Source organism: Enterobacter sp. LU1, from assembly GCF_008271405.2.
In the GTDB taxonomy this organism is placed as follows: domain Bacteria; phylum Pseudomonadota; class Gammaproteobacteria; order Enterobacterales; family Enterobacteriaceae; genus Enterobacter; species Enterobacter hormaechei_C.
In genome coordinates this window covers 3,112,264-3,129,510 of the sequence record NZ_CP043438.2, presented here as the reverse complement: position 1 = coordinate 3,129,510, position 17,247 = coordinate 3,112,264, and the positions used below count along the sequence as shown (strand labels likewise).

Sequence of the window (17,247 nt, the reverse complement as noted above, 5' to 3'; positions counted from 1 at the left end):
TGCGTATGCAGGTGAGGGCGCTCGCCCTCACTTGCAACTCCCCGTAAAATCCTGCACAGTCTGCCCTGAAATCAGCAAGGGCGAAAATCATGAAACGACTCATTGTAGGGATCAGCGGTGCCAGCGGCGCGATTTATGGCGTCCGGCTGTTACAGGTGCTGCGTGACGTTGCAGGCGTAGAAACCCATCTGGTGATGAGCCAGGCGGCGCGTCAGACCCTCTCTCTTGAAACCGATCTCTCTCTGCGCGACGTTCAGGCCCTGGCTGACGTTGTCCACGATGCCCGCGATATCGCCGCCAGCATCTCTTCGGGCTCGTTTAAAACGGCCGGCATGGTTATTTTGCCCTGTTCGATTAAAACCCTTTCCGGCATTGTAAACAGCTATACCGACACGCTGGTGACGCGTGCAGCGGATGTGGTGCTGAAAGAGCGTCGTCCTCTGGTGCTCTGCGTGCGGGAAACGCCGCTGCACCTGGGACATCTGCGTTTAATGACGCAAGCAGCCGAACTGGGGGCCGTGATTATGCCGCCGGTCCCCGCGTTCTATCATCGTCCGCAAACGCTGGACGATGTCATCAACCAGACCGTTAACCGCGTACTGGATCAGTTCGATATCGACCTGCCGGAAGATCTCTTTACCCGCTGGCAGGGGGCGTGAAGCTGTGCACAAACAAGGTGCATGAAAAGACAATTTGCCCTGTTTCAGGGCAAAACTGCAACCGCGATCATATCCTCAACATTTAATTCGCTTTTTCCCTTTTTCTCTTTCCGGTTCGTTCGGCAGACCTGCTATCTTTCACCATTAAGGCAGTATCGCAACGTTTTATTAACATATTTAACGTCGTAGTTTTAACCCGACGACAATGTGGCATAAGACCTGCAAGAACAGCCTGCAACACAACACACAACATAAACCATAATAAAATCACGGTTCTTGAGGGTAAATGTATGAAGAAGACGGTTCTGGCTCTGTCTTTGCTCGTGGGCTTGAGTGCAGCAGCAAGTAGCTATGCAGCGCTTCCACAGACAGTTCGTATCGGTACAGACGCAACCTACGCGCCATTCTCCTCCAAGGATGCGAAAGGCGACTTCGTGGGGTTTGATATCGATCTGGGAAATGAGATGTGCAAACGCATGGAAGTGAAATGCACATGGGTGGGCAGTGACTTTGACGCGCTGATCCCGTCGCTGAAAGCCAAGAAAATTGATGCCATTATCTCTTCTCTTTCCATCACGGAAAAACGTCAGCAGGAGATCGCCTTCTCTGAGAAGCTCTACGCTGCCGACTCACGTCTGATTGCCGCGAAAGGCTCGCCAATCCAGCCGACCATCGACTCGCTGAAAGGCAAACATGTTGGCGTGCTTCAGGGCTCGACCCAGGAAGGTTACGCCAATGCTAACTGGCGCGAGAAGGGCGTCGATGTTGTGGCTTACCAGAACCAGGATCTAATCTACTCTGACCTGGCGGCAGGCCGTCTGGATGCCGCGTTTCAGGATGAAGTCGCCGCGAGCGAAGGCTTCCTGAAACAGCCTGCGGGTAAAGAGTACGCCTTTGCCGGCCCGTCGGTAAAAGACAAAAAATACTTTGGCGACGGTACCGGTATTGGCCTGCGTAAGGATGATACCGAGCTGAAAGCCGCCTTCGACAAAGCGTTTAATGAGCTGCGTAAAGACGGTACCTACGACAAACTGGCGAAGAAATACTTCGATTTCAACGTCTACGGTGATTAATGCCTGAATAAGATGCACTGAAGTGGTGCATCTTAACGGGGTTATGTTCCAGTGTGGTGCAACACATGCACCATACTGGATCGCTGTGTGCATAGTTAAGCATTTAAAATGCAAAAATTCCCGTTCAAAGGCATTAATCTTTGCCTGAATGAGGGGATTAATGGCACATTAACAACACCCCGTCGTCGTAAAAATCTCGTATTAAGACAGTTTGTTGAGGACAGATATGAAAAAACTGGTGTTGTCACTTTCTCTGGTACTGGCTTTTTCCAGCGCCACCGCGGCATTCGCAGCAATTCCGCAGAAAATTCGTATTGGAACTGACCCAACCTATGCACCTTTCGAATCGAAGAATGCGAAGGGGGAACTGGTCGGTTTTGACATCGATCTGGCTAACGAGCTGTGCAAACGCATTAAAGCGCAATGTACCTACGTTGAAAACCCGCTGGATGCGCTGATCCCGTCCCTGAAAGCGAAGAAAATTGACGTGATCATGTCCTCCCTGTCCATCACAGAGAAACGTCAGCAGGAGATTGCCTTTACGGACAAACTCTACGCGGCAGATTCCCGTCTGGTGGTGGCCAAATCCTCTGACATTCAGCCAACCCTTGAATCTCTGAAAGGCAAACGCGTGGGCGTGTTGCAGGGTACGACGCAGGAAACCTACGGCAACGAGCACTGGGCGCCAAAGGGGATTGAAATTGTCTCTTACCAGGGCCAGGAAAACATCTACGCAGACCTCACGGCAGGCCGCATTGACGCGGCATTCCAGGATGAAGTGGCGGCAAGCGAAGGCTTCCTGAAACAGCCTGTGGGTAAAGATTACAAGTTCGGCGGTCCGTCCATTAAGGACGAAAAACTCTTTGGCGTCGGTACCGGTATGGGCCTGCGTAAAGAAGACAACGAACTGCGTGAAGCCCTGAACAAAGCGTTCGCCGAGATGCGTGCGGACGGCACCTATGACAAGCTGGCGAAAAAGTACTTCGATTTTAACGTTTACGGCGGCTAATCGCCCCGTCTGATAACGTGCGGCCCCTCCCGTTGCGGGAGGGGAAAAGACACGGTTCCACCACTCACGAGACGACAGGGCACGCGGTATGCTGTACGGATTTTCTGGCGTTATTTTACAGGGCGCGCTTGTCACCCTTGAGCTGGCTATCAGCTCCGTGGTGCTGGCGGTGCTGATAGGCCTGGCGGGCGCGGGGGCAAAATTATCCGCCAACAGACCGCTGGCGCTGATATTTGAAGGCTATACCACGCTGATTCGCGGCGTGCCTGACCTGGTGCTGATGCTGCTGATCTTTTACGGCCTGCAAATCGCACTTAACGGCGTGACGGATGCCATCGGCATGGAGCAGATCGATATCGACCCGATGGTGGCCGGTATTATTACCCTTGGTTTTATCTACGGTGCCTATTTCACTGAGACTTTCCGCGGCGCTTACATGGCCGTGCCGAAAGGGCATATTGAAGCGGCAACCGCCTACGGTTTTACCTCCTCACAAACGTTTCGCCGGATCATGTTCCCGGCCATGATGCGCTACGCGCTGCCGGGCATCGGTAACAACTGGCAGGTTATTCTCAAGGCAACGGCGCTGGTCTCCCTGCTGGGTCTGGAAGATGTGGTGAAGGCCACGCAACTGGCAGGTAAAAGCACCTGGGAACCGTTCTATTTTGCGGTGGTTTGCGGCGTGATCTATCTGGTCTTTACGACCGTCTCCAATGGTGTGCTGCTTCTGCTCGAACGTCGCTACTCCGTGGGTGTGAAGAGGGCTGACCTGTGATTGAGATTATTCAGGAGTACTGGAAATCCCTGCTGTGGACGGATGGCTACCGCTTTACTGGCGTGGCGATCACGCTGTGGCTGCTGATCTCCTCGGTGGTAATGGGCGGCATTCTGGCGGTGTTTCTTGCCATTGGCCGCGTGTCGAACAATAAATTTATCCAGTTCCCTATCTGGCTATTCACCTACGTGTTTCGCGGTACTCCGCTGTACGTGCAACTGCTGGTGTTCTATTCCGGGATGTACACGCTGGAGATCGTGAAAGGCACCGAGATGCTGAACGCGTTCTTCCGCAGCGGTCTGAACTGTACGGTGCTGGCGCTGACCCTCAATACCTGCGCCTATACCACCGAGATCTTCGCCGGGGCCATCCGTTCTGTGCCGCACGGTGAGATCGAGGCGGCGCGCGCGTACGGCTTCTCCTCCGTGAAGCTCTACCGCTGTATTATTCTGCCTTCGGCGCTGCGTATTGCGCTGCCGGCCTACAGCAACGAAGTGATTTTAATGCTGCATTCGACGGCACTGGCGTTTACCGCCACGGTACCAGATCTGTTAAAGATTGCCCGCGATATTAACTCTGCCACCTACCAGCCGTTTACGGCGTTTGGCATTGCGGCAGTGCTCTATTTGATCATTTCTTACGTCCTGATCAGCCTGTTCCGTAAGGCTGAAAAACGCTGGTTGCAGCATATAAAACCGTCGACGCACTGAGAATTTATGATGGCTGAGAACAAATTAAACGTAATTGATTTGCACAAGCGCTACGGCGAACATGAAGTGCTGAAAGGGGTGTCGCTGGAGGCTAACGCGGGCGACGTGATCAGTATTATCGGCTCATCAGGTTCGGGTAAAAGTACCTTCCTGCGCTGCATCAACTTCCTCGAAAAGCCGAGCGAAGGATCGATTGTGGTGAGCGGACAGAACATCAACATGGTCCGTGATAAAGACGGCCAGCTTAAAGTGGCGGATAAAAACCAGCTGCGCCTGCTGCGTACACGCCTGACGATGGTGTTCCAGCACTTCAACCTCTGGAGCCACATGACGGTGCTGGAGAACGTGATGGAAGCGCCGGTTCAGGTGCTCGGCTTAAGCAAGCAGGAAGCCCGCGAGCGTGCGGTCAAATACCTGGCGAAAGTGGGTATCGACGAGCGGCAGCAGATCAAATATCCGGTGCACCTGTCAGGGGGGCAGCAGCAGCGTGTTTCTATCGCCCGTGCGCTGGCGATGGAGCCGGAAGTGTTGCTGTTTGACGAACCGACTTCCGCGCTGGATCCTGAACTCGTTGGCGAAGTACTGCGCATCATGCAAAAGCTGGCGGAAGAGGGCAAAACGATGGTGGTGGTGACGCACGAGATGGGCTTCGCCCGTAACGTTTCTAACCACGTTATCTTCCTGCATCAGGGGAAAATTGAAGAGCAGGGTCATCCGGATGAGGTGCTGGCGAACCCGCAAAGCCCGCGGTTGCAGCAGTTCCTGAAAGGCTCGTTGAAGTAGGTTTGGCCTTTCTCCCTCTCCCTGTGGGAGAGGGCCGGGGTGAGGGCATCAGGCCGCAGAGCCGCCCAATTGCCCGGTGGCGCTTCGCTTACCGGGCCTACAAAACCCGTAGGCCGGGCAAACGCAGTGCCGCCCGGCATTCAACACTCCAGCCGATACACCCAGTCGTCATACCGTACGCCTTTAATCTCGTACGCCTTCTCCAGCACCTGCGTGCGCACAAAACCCGCTTTCTCAAGGACCCGCACCGACCCGACGTTATCCGCCAGCACGTACGCGTTTATCGCCTTCACGCCCGTCTGGTGAAATGCATACTCACACACCGCCCGCAGCGCTTCGCTGGCAATGCCTTTTCCCTGCGCGGCAGGCACGACCGTGTAGCCAATATCCGCCTCTTCACGGTTCGCCGCACCGATTTGCAGACCGATATCCCCGAGCGGCGTAACGTCGTTATGCAGACGGATCACAAAGACATGCTCCGCCATCAGGCGTGCGGCAAATACGCGGCGCGTCTCTTTTTCCGGCGTGATAGCGGCCATATAGCGCATGATGTTGGAGTCTTCGCGCAGAGAGCGAAAGAACGCCCAGTCAGAAGGTTCGAAAGGGGTGAGGTGAAGCCGGGTTGTGGTGATGGTTGCCATAGTTACGCCATATCATCCAGACATGGCGTATAACTCTAACATATTCACTGCACCACATCCCCCAGCGCCTCTTCCAGGTCATACCAGCGGAACGTAAATCCGGCCGCTTCCAGCCGTTTTGGCAGCGCGCGCTGCCCGCCCAGTACCAGCACCGAAGACTCACCCATCAGCAGACGAATCGCCGTCGCAGGCACGCGCAGCACCGCCGGGCGATGCAGGGCATGGCCCAGGGCGTGAGCAAACTGTTCATTACGTACCGGATACGGAGACACCATGTTAAACGGCCCGCGCAGGTCGTTATCCAGCAGCCAGAGAATGCCGTTGACCATATCGTCGATATGGATCCACGCCAGATACTGACGACCGTTGCCGATGGGCCCGCCAAGCCCCATTTTAAACGGCGGCAGCATTTTACCGAGAATACCGCCCTTCGGCGCAAGCACCACGCCGGTGCGCAGCAGGCAGACGCGGGTACGATCGCTCTGCGCCGCGCAGGCGATGCGCTCCCACTGGGCGCAGAGTTTATGGGTAAACTCGTTGTGCGGCGGCTCCTCTTCGGTCACCACCACTTCACCGAGATCGCCATAGTAGCCTGTAGCAGAGCCGGAAATCAGCACCGAAGGCGGCGTCTCGCTGTTGCGAATCAGCTCAACCAGCCTTTCGGTCATGTTCCAGCGGCTGCTGCATAAACGCTGTTTTTGCTCTTCGGTCCAGCGTTTATCGGCAATAGGTTCGCCTGCGAGGTTGATGACGGCGTCAAAGCCGTTCAGATCCTGCCGTTCCGCCAGGCCTTTCCAGATCTCAACGCTGGCACCCAGCACCTGGCGCGCTTTCTCCGGGCTGCGCGTGACCACGGTAATGTCGTGATGCAACGCCTGCAAGCGTGGAATGAGATGGCGACCAATCAGGCCCGTACCGCCGGTGAGCAGGATCTTCATACAACCTCCAGGTTTACGCCTGGCGCTGCCAGCTTAACGTCATGGAGACGGAGTCGGCGTAGCGCAGGGCGTGAAGTTTATCGATCTCCACTTCAGCATAAGTGACCCAGTGGTGTTCGCGTGCGATGTCGAGCACATCCTGAGTTAATTTTTCCAGTAGCGCAAAACGGTTGTTCTCAACGTACTGGATGATGCTTTTGGTGATCGTGCGATAGTTCAGCGCGTCATTGATGTCTTCGCTGGCGCGCGCCTTGTCTGCCGGGTAGTGGATCACCACATTCACCACGATATCCTGGCGATTCGCGATCTCCTCCTCTTTGATACCAATGAACGTGCGTAAGCGTAAGTTTTTTATGCGAATAATAGCGTCATGCTGGGACATTGCAGGTCTTCTCCGTGTCAGTATTTTCACCTCATCATACATGAGGAGAACACCTGCACCCAACGGGGCGCAGGCTCAAATCTGATGGATTTTTTGCATGGCGCGTTCGGTGGCCGGGCGGGTCCGGATGCGCTCAAACCAGTTGTTCACCGCCGGATAAGTGGCCAGATCGATCCGGTGGCGTTCATGGGTGTTGATCCACGGCCAGCAGGCGATATCTGCGATGCTGTAATGCTCACCTCCCAGCCACGGTGATTTTTCCAGCCGACGGTTCAGGACCCCGTACAGGCGCTGGGTTTCGACCTGATATCGCTCAATGGCGTAAGGGATCGTCTGCGGCGCATAGGCAGTAAAGTGATGATTCTGCCCCAGCATCGGCCCGAGGCCGCTCGACTGCCAGAATAACCATTGCAGCGTGTGATGACGCTCGCGCAACTCCCCGCTCAGGAGCTTGCCGGTTTTCTCTGCCAGATAGAGCAAAATCTCTCCGGACTCAAACAGGCTTAACGGTTTGCCGCCGTCGGAGGGCAGGTTATCAATGATGGCCGGAATTTTATTGTTGGGCGATATGGCCAGAAAAACGGGGCGGAACTGGTCGCCTTTACTGATATCCACGCGAATGATCCGGTAGTCCACTTCGGCTTCTTCAAGAAAGAGGGTGATCTTATGGCCATTAGGGGTGGGGGCATAATAGAGATCTATCATTCTCAACTCCTGTCAGTGCGAATAGTGTTGCCATGAAAAATCAGTATAGGTGCTTGTTGTAAATCGTGAGTTTTCATCAAGTGACAGCGAGGCAAAGAGATTATATGTTGAGTGAAAACCGATCAGCCGATGAGGATGTTATGAGCCAGCCTGTAATAACGTTATGGTCCGATGCGAACTTTTTTTCTCCTTATGTCATGAGCGTTTATGTGGCGCTGGCAGAAAAGGGGCTTACTTTTAGTCTGAAAACCGTTGACCTGGACAGCGGTGAACATCTGAAGCCTCAGTGGCAGGGCTACGCGCTCACCCGCCGTGTCCCTGTGCTGGAGATTGACGGTTTTGAGTTGAGTGAATCCTCGGCGATTGACGAGTATCTTGAGGACCGCTTTGCCCCGCCAGAGTGGGAACGCATCTATCCTCACGATCTGCAAAAGCGCGCCCGCGCCCGCCAGATCCAGGCATGGCTGCGTAGCGACCTGGTGCCGATTCGCACAGAACGCTCTACGGACGTGGTGTTCGCTGGCGTCAAAAAGCCCGCCCTCAGCGAGGAAGGCTTATCCAGCGCCCGGAAGCTGATCGAAACTGCGTCATCGCTGCTGGCGCAGGGTAACCCCAACCTGTTTGGCGAGTGGTGTATTGCCGACACCGATCTGGCGCTGATGCTCAATCGCTTGATCCTCAATGGCGATGACGTCCCACAGCTGCTGGTGGATTACGCCACATTCCAGTGGCAACGCGCGTCGGTACAGCGCTATCTGGCACTCTCTGCTAAGCGCGCGGGCTGATAAGACGGGGCGCTTGAGGTATGATAGGGGCAGTCTGAATTCCTGAGGAGTAACTGATGAAACTGATGTTTGCGTCGGATATTCATGGATCGCTGCCCGCGACCGAACGCGTGCTTTCTCTGTTCGCCCAAAGCGGGGCGCAATGGCTGGTGATCCTGGGCGACGTGTTAAACCACGGCCCACGCAATGCGTTGCCGGAAGGCTACGCTCCCGCGCAGGTGGCGGAAAAACTTAATCATTTTGCCTCGCGCATTATCGCCGTTCGCGGCAACTGTGACAGCGAAGTTGACCAGATGCTGCTGCATTTTCCCATCACCGCTCCCTGGCAACAGGTGTTGATGGAAAACAGCCGTTTGTTCCTGACCCACGGGCACCTGTTCGGCCCGGATAACCTGCCGTCACTCGCCGCTGGCGATGTCCTGGTTTATGGTCATACTCATATTCCGGTGGCGGAAAAACGCGGGGCGTTTTATCACTTTAATCCCGGGTCTGTCAGCATTCCTAAAGGCGGCAATCCGGCAAGCTACGGCATGTATGAAGACGGGACATTAAGCGTTATCGCACTTAATGATCAGCAAGTTATTGCGCAGATAGCGATTAATCCGTAAGTTACACCACAACTGCAAACGCGCCAAAAGAGCGCTTAGACGAGAAGGTTTCCCGATGGTGGAGCAGAATCATTTGGCAAGTACTGAGTGGGTTGACATTGTCAGCGAAGAGAATGAAGTGATCGCGCAGGCCAGCCGCGAACAAATGCGTGCGGAGCGTCTGCGTCACCGCGCGACTTACATCGTTGTTCATGACGGCATGGGCAAGATTCTGGTCCAGCGTCGCACCGACACCAAAGATTTTCTTCCTGGTATGCTGGATGCCACAGCAGGTGGCGTTGTGCAGGCCGATGAAGTATTGCTGGATTCCGCGCGTCGTGAAGCTGAAGAAGAGTTAGGTATCGCTGGCGTGCCGTTTGCCGAGCACGGGCAATTTTATTTCGAAGATGAACATTGTCGCGTCTGGGGCGGGCTGTTCAGCTGCGTTTCCCACGGACCTTTCGCCTTGCAGGAAGAGGAAGTGAGCGAAGTGTGCTGGATGACGCCGGAAGAGATCACTGCGCGTTGCGACGAGTTCACGCCCGATTCCCTTAAAGCACTGGCGCTGTGGATGACCCGCAACGCCAAAAACGAATCCGCTAAACCGGAAAATAAGGCGGAAAAAGAGGAAGAGGCTGAGTAAGCCTTAACAGCTTTCTCGCAGACACAGGCTGGACGCGATGGGTTTATGATCGCGCCAGTCTCCGTCATTCAGACGTTCCAGTAACGCTTTCCCGGCTTCAATCCCAATCTTGCGATGCGGTACTGCCATCGTTGTCAGCGGCGGCTGGCAGACGCGGCTGACGTCGCTGTCGCCAAAGCCCACGACCGCTAAATCGTCCGGCACTTTGATGCGCCGACGCTGGCACTCATACAGCGCGCCGCAGGCCAGTTCATCTGATACGCACACCAGCGCATCCAGTTCCGGCCACGCCAGCAGGAACTCTGGCAGTTGTGCCGCACCGGTGGAGAAGTTCGGCGGCATGGCGGCATTAATCACTCTGTTCGGCGACAGGTGGTGGCGCAGCATCGCCTTGTACCAGCCCTGCAAATGCTGCTGAAAAATCCACTGCTCCTGGTTAGCGCACAGCAGGCCGATATTCTGGTAGCCACGCTGAATCACCATCTCGGTAAGTTCATACATGGCGGCGACGTTATCAATCCCGATATTCATATCAATCGGATCGGCACGCATTGCACCCATTTCCATCACCGGGATAGAGGCGTTTTTCAGCCAGTGGCGTACGGTATCGGAGTGCTCGACGCTGAGCAGTATCGCCGCGGCGATATTCGAGGCCAGCAGCGTTTCGAGCAGTTTCTCTTCCTGTTCAAGACGATGCTGAGATTCCGCCAGCATGATCTGATATCCGGCTGGCTGGAGCACCTGCTGTAGCCCGGCGAACATCTCGGAACAGCCAGCTTCGGAAAGATTGGGAACAACCATCGCAATCGTCCATGACGACGCCGATGCCAGTGCGCTGGCGGCAAGATTGGGCATATAACCCAGCTCCTGCACTGCGGCTTCAATTTTTTCACGCAGTTTATCGGAAACCTGTTCGGGCGTGCGGAGGGCACGGGAAACAGTCATCGTGCCTACGCCGGCAAGCTGTGCGACATCCGCGAGCGTTACTTTTCCGGTACTGCGCCGTTTTCGGGTTAAAGACATACATCTTCCTGCTGACAGGACGCGATTCAGTTTCATCCTTCATTTTACGTGACAGGCAGTATACGCCTTAAATCCCTTTTTTTGCTGTGATTTCGCACCATGATAGCAATTTGATAGCGCTATCACAGTTCTGCATGTTAGTCGTTGGTAGCGCTATCTTTGTGATCGCGATCGCAGTCATTGATTGATGGGTTGAATAGAGTTTGCCCATGTCTGGTCTTTAGCGGGAGTGAAAAATGCTCAAAAAGTGGATATATGATACAACCATCATCCTACAGGATAGCGTTGAAAGCTGGCCCCAGGCGCTGGAACTGTGCGCGAAACCGCTGCTGGATTTGCAGGTCATTGCGCCGGAATATGTCACGGCTATCATCGAGCAGCACCAGACGTTAGGTCCCTACTATGTGCTGGCTCCAGGGCTGGCAATGCCACATGCGCGACCGGAAGAAGGGGCGAAAGGACTTGGCCTGTCATTATTAAAACTAAAACAGGGCGTCTCTTTTGGTGCCGGTGAGTTTGACCCCGTCGATGTGATTGTGATGCTGGCGGCGCCGGACAAGCATAGCCATATCGAAATGATTTCAGCCTTAGCGGAATTATTTTCCAGCGACGAAGATATGGCTGAATTACATCGGGCGAAAACGCTGGAGGAGATAAAAACCGTTATCGATCGCTTCTGATTTAATTATTTAATCCGATTCATCTCAACATTACGCGTCAGCGTGATGGGGCGTACTCTACTCAAAAAAGGGGATAACAATGAAAATTATGGCTATTTGCGGCTCCGGCCTGGGCAGCAGTTTTATGGTCGAAATGAATATTAAAAAGGTGCTCAAAAAACTGGAAATTGATGCCGAGGTTGAACACTCCGATCTCTCCTCGGCCACGCCGGGCGCGGCGGACCTGTTTGTAATGGCGAAAGACATTGCCGCCAGCGCCAGCGTGCCGGAAAGCCAGCTGGTGGTAATCAACAATATCATCGATATCAACGAACTCGAAGCGCAGCTGCGCGCCTGGTTCGAAAGACAATAATCCTGATAAGGCGAGGTGGATATGTTTATCCTTGAAACGCTGAATTTCGTTGTTGATATTTTAAAAGTCCCTTCAGTGCTGGTAGGTTTAATTGCTCTGATTGGTCTTGTGGCGCAGAAAAAAGCCTTTTCGGATGTGGTAAAAGGCACAATTAAAACCATTCTCGGCTTTATTGTACTGGGCGGCGGCGCAACTGTGCTGGTGGGCTCTTTAAATCCGCTCGGCGGTATGTTTGAGCACGCCTTTAATATTCAGGGCATTATTCCCAACAATGAAGCTATTGTATCGATTGCCCTGGAGAAATATGGCGCTTCCACCGCGCTCATTATGGCCTTCGGGATGGTGGCGAATATTATTGTTGCGCGCTTTACCCGCCTGAAATACATCTTCCTCACCGGGCATCACACCTTCTACATGGCATGCATGATCGGCGTGATCCTGACGGTTGCAGGCTTCGAGGGGGTCGGGCTGGTCTTTACCGGTTCGTTGATCCTCGGCCTGATTATGGCCTTCTTCCCGGCGATTGCGCAGCGCTATATGAAGCGTATTACCGGCAACGATGAGATCGCCTTCGGTCATTTCGGCACGCTGGGCTACGTGCTGTCCGGCTGGATTGGCAGCAAGGTCGGGAAAGGCTCGCGCTCCACCGAAGAGATGAACCTGCCGAAGAACCTTAGCTTCCTGCGTGACAGTTCAATCTCCATCTCCCTGACCATGATGATTATCTACCTGATCATGGCGGTGAGCGCCGGACGTGAGTACGTGGAGGCCACCTTCAGCGGCGGCCAAAACTACCTGGTATACGCCATCATTATGGCCATCACCTTCGCGGCAGGCGTGTTCATCATCTTGCAGGGCGTGCGCCTGATTCTGGCGGAAATCGTCCCGGCCTTTACCGGCTTCTCGGAAAAACTGGTGCCCAATGCGCGGCCTGCGCTGGACTGCCCGGTAGTCTACCCGTATGCGCCAAACGCGGTGCTGATTGGCTTCCTGTTTAGCTTCCTCGGCGGGATTGTTGGGTTGTTCATCTGCGGTCAGTTTAGCTGGGTGCTGATCCTCCCGGGCGTCGTTCCGCACTTCTTCACCGGCGCAACGGCGGGCGTGTTCGGTAACGCCACCGGTGGACGTCGCGGGGCGATGATTGGCGCCTTTGCTAACGGCCTGCTGATCACCTTCCTCCCGGTCCTGCTGCTGCCTGTTCTGGGCGCAATTGGCTTTGCGAATACGACCTTCTCGGACGCTGATTTTGGTGCGGTCGGGATTGTGCTGGGCAACCTGGCACGCTTCCTGTCGCCGCTTGCCATCACCGGACTGGTTGTTGTGTTGTTCGCGCTGCTGGTGGCCTACAACGTCTTCGCTAAAAACAAACCTGCCAGCGGTAACGCGCAGGAAAACCCCGGAGCCAAATCATGAATGAGAATGAAATAACCGAACTGGCGCGTCAGATCCGCCTTGAGACGCTGAAATCCCTTACGCAGCTGGGTTTTGGTCACTACGGCGGCAGCATGTCAGTCGTTGAAACGCTGGCCGTTCTGTACGGCGCGGTGATGAAAATTGACCCGGCCGATCCGGACTGGCCAGAGCGCGATTACTTTGTGCTGTCGAAAGGCCATGCGGGGCCGGCGCTGTACAGCACGCTGGCGATTAAGGGCTACTTCCCGATTGAAGAGTTGAGCACGCTGAACCAGAACGGGACGCGTCTGCCAAGTCACCCGGATCGCCTGAAAACACGCGGCGTGGATGCCACCACCGGTTCACTGGGGCAGGGGATCTCCATCGCTGGCGGCATGGCGCTGTCGCACAAGCTGGCAGGAAGGCCAAACCGGGTGTTTTGCATCGTTGGCGACGGAGAACTGAATGAAGGGCAGTGCTGGGAAGCCTTCCAGTTTATCGCTCACCATCGACTGAACAACCTGACGGTATTCGTGGACTGGAACAAACAGCAGCTCGACGGCGAGCTGGACGAAATCATCAGCGCCTTCGACCTGGAAGGCAAATTCCGCGCCTTTGGTTTTGACGTGGTGACGGTGAAAGGGGATGACATTCCGGCGCTGCTGGAGGTGACCGAGCCGATCCCTGAGGCCGATGCGCGTCCGCGGGTGGTGATCCTCGACAGCATCAAAGGGCAGGGGGTGCCATATCTGGAACAGCTCAGCAACTCGCATCACCTGCGATTAACCGAGGAGAGCAAAGCGGCGCTTAACGAGACGATTCGCCAACTGGAGGCTTCACATGATTAAGGTTGCACCGACAGGACAGAAAGATGCCGTTGAGATGCGTAAGGTCTACGCAGGTTTTGTGGCAAAACAGATTGAGGCCGGGAGCGAGATCATTGCGCTCGAAGCGGATCTGATGAGTTCGATGGCGATGGACGGCGTAGCGCGTGATTACCCACAGCACGTCATCAACTGCGGAATTATGGAGGCCAACGTGATTGGGACGGCCGCCGGGCTGTCGCTCACCGGACGTAAGCCGTTCGTCCATACCTTTACCGCCTTTGCCAGCCGTCGCTGCTTCGACCAGCTGTTTATGTCCCTGGACTACCAGCGCAATAACGTGAAGGTGATTGCCTCGGATGCGGGCGTGACGGCCTGTCACAACGGCGGGACGCATATGTCTTTTGAGGATATGGGCATCGTGCGCGGTCTGGCGCATTCAGTGGTGCTTGAGGTGACCGATGCGGTGATGTTCGAAGATGTGCTGCGTCAGCTTATCGACCTGGAAGGCTTTTACTGGGTAAGGACCATCCGTAAACAGGCGCCGAGCGTGTATGCCCCGGGGTCAACCTTCACCATCGGCAAGGGCAACGTGCTGCGCGAGGGAACCGATATTACCCTGATTGCTAACGGCATTATGGTGGCGGAAGCGCTGGAGGCGGCGCGCCAGCTGGAGCAGGAGGGGGTAAGCGCAGCGGTCATCGACATGTTTACCCTGAAGCCCATCGATCGGATGCTGGTGAAAAACTATGCCGAGAAAACCGGGCGTATTGTGACCTGCGAAAATCACAGCATTCACAACGGGCTGGGGTCGGCGGTGGCGGAAGTGCTGGTGGAAACCTGTCCGGTGCCTATGCGGCGGGTGGGGGTGAAGGAACGGTATGGTCAGGTGGGTACGCAGGACTTCTTGCAGAAGGAGTATGGCCTGACGGCACATGACATTGTGTCGGCGGCGCGGGAGCTGCTGTAATAAAAAAGGCGACCATTTGTGGTCGCCTCTCTTGCCGGATGGCGCTTCGCTTATCCGGCCTATAAAACCGTAGGCCCGGTAAGCGCTAGCGCCACCGGGCTTTTTAGCTTACTGCTGCTGCGAAGACTGGATCGCGGTCAGCGCGATGGTGTAGACGATATCGTCAACCAGCGCACCACGGGACAGGTCGTTCACAGGTTTGCGCATGCCTTGCAGCATTGGCCCGATGGAGATCAGGTCTGCTGAACGCTGTACCGCTTTATAGGTGGTGTTACCGGTGTTCAGATCCGGGAAGATGAACACGGTAGCGCGGCCTGCAACCGGCGAGTTCGGCGCTTTGGATTTCGCCACGTCAGCCATTACCGCGGCATCGTACTGGAGCGGGCCGTCGATCATCAGATCCGGACGTTTTTCCTGTGCAATGCGGGTCGCTTCACGGACTTTCTCTACGTCACTACCTGCACCAGAGGTGCCGGTGGAGTAGGAGAGCATCGCGACGCGTGGTTCGATACCGAAGGCAATCGCGGAGTCCGCAGACTGGATAGCGATTTCTGCCAGCTGCTCTGCGGTTGGGTCCGGGTTGATCGCGCAGTCGCCGTAAACGTAAACCTGTTCAGGCAGCAGCATGAAGAACACGGAGGAGACCAGAGAGCTGCCCGGTGCAGTTTTGATCAGCTGCAACGGTGGACGGATGGTATTTGCGGTGGTGTGAACCGCACCGGAAACCAGACCGTCAACTTCGTCCTGCTCCAGCATCAGCGTACCCAGCACCACGTTGTCTTCCAGCTGCTCGCGCGCAACGGCTTCGGTCATGCCTTTGTTCTTACGCAGCTCAACCAGACGGGCAACGTAGCTTTCGCGGACCACGTCAGGATCAACGATTTCGATGCCCGCGCCGAGCTCAACGCCCTGAGACGCCGCAACGCGGTTGATCTCATCCGGGTTACCCAGCAGCACACAGGTCGCGATACCGCGCTCTGCACAGATGGCTGCCGCTTTAACGGTACGTGGTTCGTCGCCTTCTGGCAGAACCACGCGTTTGCCCGCTTTACGCGCCAGCTCGGTCAGCTGGTAACGGAAGGCTGGAGGAGACAGACGACGGCTGCGCTCGGAGGTCGCCGTCAGGGATTCGATCCAGTCTGCGTTGATGTAGCCCGCAACGTATTCCTGAACTTTCTCGATACGCTCGTGGTCATCAACCGGCACTTCGAGGTTGAAGCTTTGCAGGCTCAGGGAGGTCTGCCAGGTGTTGGTGTTCACCATGAAGACTGGCAGGCCAGTGGCGAACGCACGTTCGCACAGCTTGCTTACGCGTGGGTCCATCTCGTAGGCACCGGTCAGCAGGATCGCGCCGATCTCCACGCCGTTCATCGCGGCCAGACAGGCTGCAACCAGCACGTCCGGACGGTCTGCGGAGGTTACCAGCAGGGAACCTGCACGGAAGTGCTCCAGCATGTGTGGAATGCTACGTGCGCAGAAAGTTACGGACTTCACGCGGCGGGTGTTGATATCGCCTTCGTTGATCACGGTGGCGTTCAGGTGACGCGCCATATCGATTGCACGGGTGGCAATCAGATCGAAGCTCCATGGCACCGCGCCCAGAACAGGCAGCGGGCTGGAATCCTGCAACTTAGCCGGGTCAACTTTGATGACTTTCGCTTTGGAAGAGTCGTCAAAAATTTCGGACAGGTCAGGACGCGTACGGCCCTGCTCATCTACTGGCGCGTTCAGCTTGTTAACAATCACGCCGGTGATGCTGGTGTTTTTCGCACCGCCGAAGCTGCTGCGCGTCAGTTCGATACGCTCTTTCAGCTGCTCTGGGGTATCCGTGCCCTGAGACATCACGAAAACGATCTCTGCGTTCAGGGTTTTCGCGATTTCAAAGTTCAGAGACTGGGCAAACTGGTGTTTACGGGTTGGGACCAGGCCTTCAACCAGCACCACTTCCGCGTCCTGCGCGTTTGCGTGGTAGTTGGCAATGATCTCTTCCATCAGCACGTCTTTCTGGTTGCTGGAGAGCAGAGATTCAACGTGGCTCATCTTCAGCGGTTCAGCCGCTGGCAGATTGGAGTTCTTGCGAACGATGGTGGTGGTCTGGTCTGGCGCATCGCCACCGGCACGTGGCTGGGCGATAGGCTTAAAGACGCTCAGACGAACGCCTTTGCGTTCCATAGCGCGGATCACGCCGAGGCTGACGCTGGTCAGGCCGACGCTGGTTCCGGTAGGGATCAGCATAATAGTACGGGACACGGTTTATCCTCTTTCGTTACCGCCGCGTTGGGCGGGTTACAAAACAGCACCGCCAGCATTGCTGGC

20 protein-coding genes are annotated in these 17,247 nt (G+C 55.6%); 14 read left to right on the top strand and 6 right to left on the bottom strand.

From position 1 onward, the window contains the following. Positions 1-89 precede the first annotated feature (89 nt). The 6 genes from FZF21_RS14910 (at position 90) to hisP (ending at position 5,009) form a co-directional block, all read left to right on the top strand. A complete protein-coding gene (locus FZF21_RS14910; RefSeq protein ID WP_015572254.1) occupies positions 90-659 on the top strand; it encodes a UbiX family flavin prenyltransferase in 570 nt (189 codons plus the stop codon). 290 nt (positions 660-949) lie between these two features. Then, positions 950-1,732, top strand: a complete 783-nt coding sequence (gene argT, locus FZF21_RS14905; RefSeq protein WP_015572255.1) for a lysine/arginine/ornithine ABC transporter substrate-binding protein ArgT — start codon at positions 950-952, stop codon at positions 1,730-1,732. A gap of 226 nt (positions 1,733-1,958) precedes the next feature. After that, complete coding sequence (gene hisJ / locus FZF21_RS14900) at positions 1,959-2,741, top strand: histidine ABC transporter substrate-binding protein HisJ (protein ID WP_003861421.1); 783 nt, start codon at positions 1,959-1,961, stop codon at positions 2,739-2,741. A gap of 88 nt (positions 2,742-2,829) precedes the next feature. Beyond that, positions 2,830-3,516 (top strand): histidine ABC transporter permease HisQ, encoded by a 687-nt coding sequence (locus FZF21_RS14895; protein WP_015572256.1) that lies wholly within the window; start codon positions 2,830-2,832, stop codon positions 3,514-3,516. Continuing rightward, the gene (locus tag FZF21_RS14890) at positions 3,513-4,226 is read left to right on the top strand and encodes an ABC transporter permease (RefSeq protein WP_003861424.1); all 714 of its coding nucleotides are present in this window, start codon (positions 3,513-3,515) and stop codon (positions 4,224-4,226) included. Before FZF21_RS14895 ends, FZF21_RS14890 begins: the two co-directional genes overlap by 4 nt. Before the next feature lie 9 nt (positions 4,227-4,235). Beyond that, entirely contained in the window at positions 4,236-5,009 is a 774-nt protein-coding gene (gene hisP, locus FZF21_RS14885) for a histidine ABC transporter ATP-binding protein HisP (protein ID WP_003861426.1), read from the top strand. 140 nt (positions 5,010-5,149) lie between these two features. On the opposite strand, the gene FZF21_RS14880 is transcribed toward hisP, so the two are convergent. From FZF21_RS14880 to yfcG, 4 genes are all read right to left on the bottom strand, one after another. Beyond that, complete coding sequence (locus tag FZF21_RS14880) at positions 5,150-5,650, bottom strand: GNAT family N-acetyltransferase (protein WP_149121260.1); 501 nt, start codon at positions 5,648-5,650, stop codon at positions 5,150-5,152. A gap of 44 nt (positions 5,651-5,694) precedes the next feature. Beyond that, positions 5,695-6,588 (bottom strand): TIGR01777 family oxidoreductase, encoded by an 894-nt coding sequence (locus tag FZF21_RS14875; protein ID WP_047734976.1) that lies wholly within the window; start codon positions 6,586-6,588, stop codon positions 5,695-5,697. A 13-nt stretch (positions 6,589-6,601) separates the two neighbouring features. Next, positions 6,602-6,970, bottom strand: coding sequence for a dihydroneopterin triphosphate 2'-epimerase (gene folX, locus FZF21_RS14870; protein ID WP_003861432.1), 369 nt, complete (start codon positions 6,968-6,970; stop codon positions 6,602-6,604). 75 nt (positions 6,971-7,045) lie between these two features. Further along, the gene (gene yfcG / locus FZF21_RS14865) at positions 7,046-7,675 is read right to left on the bottom strand and encodes a GSH-dependent disulfide bond oxidoreductase (RefSeq protein WP_003861434.1); all 630 of its coding nucleotides are present in this window, start codon (positions 7,673-7,675) and stop codon (positions 7,046-7,048) included. Between the two features lie 140 nt (positions 7,676-7,815). On the opposite strand from yfcG, the gene yfcF reads away from it, so the two are divergent. The 3 genes from yfcF to yfcD are packed head-to-tail and all read left to right on the top strand — an operon-like array spanning position 7,816 to position 9,690. Then, positions 7,816-8,460 carry a glutathione transferase gene (gene yfcF / locus FZF21_RS14860; protein ID WP_017692996.1) on the top strand — a complete coding sequence of 215 codons (645 nt, stop codon included), beginning with the start codon at positions 7,816-7,818 and terminating at the stop codon, positions 8,458-8,460. A gap of 56 nt (positions 8,461-8,516) precedes the next feature. Then, a complete protein-coding gene (gene yfcE, locus FZF21_RS14855; protein ID WP_017692997.1) occupies positions 8,517-9,068 on the top strand; it encodes a phosphodiesterase in 552 nt (183 codons plus the stop codon). 55 nt (positions 9,069-9,123) lie between these two features. Beyond that, the gene (gene yfcD / locus FZF21_RS14850) at positions 9,124-9,690 is read left to right on the top strand and encodes an NUDIX hydrolase YfcD (RefSeq protein ID WP_006811396.1); all 567 of its coding nucleotides are present in this window, start codon (positions 9,124-9,126) and stop codon (positions 9,688-9,690) included. Positions 9,691-9,693: 3 nt separating this feature from the next. Here the strand turns inward: yfcD and FZF21_RS14845 are convergent, their stop codons facing one another. Continuing rightward, positions 9,694-10,713, bottom strand: coding sequence for a LacI family DNA-binding transcriptional regulator (locus FZF21_RS14845; RefSeq protein WP_017383439.1), 1,020 nt, complete (start codon positions 10,711-10,713; stop codon positions 9,694-9,696). 236 nt (positions 10,714-10,949) lie between these two features. Here FZF21_RS14845 and FZF21_RS14840 point away from each other — a divergent pair, with 236 nt between their 5' ends. The 5 genes from FZF21_RS14840 to FZF21_RS14820 all read left to right on the top strand — a co-directional run bounded on the left by FZF21_RS14840 (position 10,950) and on the right by FZF21_RS14820 (position 14,931). Next, a complete protein-coding gene (locus FZF21_RS14840) occupies positions 10,950-11,393 on the top strand; it encodes a PTS sugar transporter subunit IIA (RefSeq protein ID WP_045349104.1) in 444 nt (147 codons plus the stop codon). 79 nt (positions 11,394-11,472) lie between these two features. Continuing rightward, entirely contained in the window at positions 11,473-11,745 is a 273-nt protein-coding gene (locus tag FZF21_RS14835; protein ID WP_014884648.1) for a PTS sugar transporter subunit IIB, read from the top strand. A 21-nt stretch (positions 11,746-11,766) separates the two neighbouring features. Next, positions 11,767-13,158: a PTS ascorbate transporter subunit IIC gene (locus tag FZF21_RS14830; RefSeq protein WP_017383437.1), complete on the top strand. Its 1,392-nt coding sequence runs from the start codon at positions 11,767-11,769 to the stop codon at positions 13,156-13,158. Then, complete coding sequence (locus FZF21_RS14825; RefSeq protein WP_047737465.1) at positions 13,155-13,985, top strand: transketolase; 831 nt, start codon at positions 13,155-13,157, stop codon at positions 13,983-13,985. Before FZF21_RS14830 ends, FZF21_RS14825 begins: the two co-directional genes overlap by 4 nt. Continuing rightward, positions 13,978-14,931 carry a transketolase family protein gene (locus FZF21_RS14820; protein ID WP_015572265.1) on the top strand — a complete coding sequence of 318 codons (954 nt, stop codon included), beginning with the start codon at positions 13,978-13,980 and terminating at the stop codon, positions 14,929-14,931. The genes FZF21_RS14825 and FZF21_RS14820 overlap by 8 nt, the downstream gene beginning before the upstream one ends. 108 nt (positions 14,932-15,039) lie before the next feature. Here FZF21_RS14820 and pta read toward each other — a convergent pair whose 3' ends face one another. Further along, the gene (pta, locus tag FZF21_RS14815; RefSeq protein WP_017383435.1) at positions 15,040-17,181 is read right to left on the bottom strand and encodes a phosphate acetyltransferase; all 2,142 of its coding nucleotides are present in this window, start codon (positions 17,179-17,181) and stop codon (positions 15,040-15,042) included. Positions 17,182-17,247: the final 66 nt, after the last annotated feature.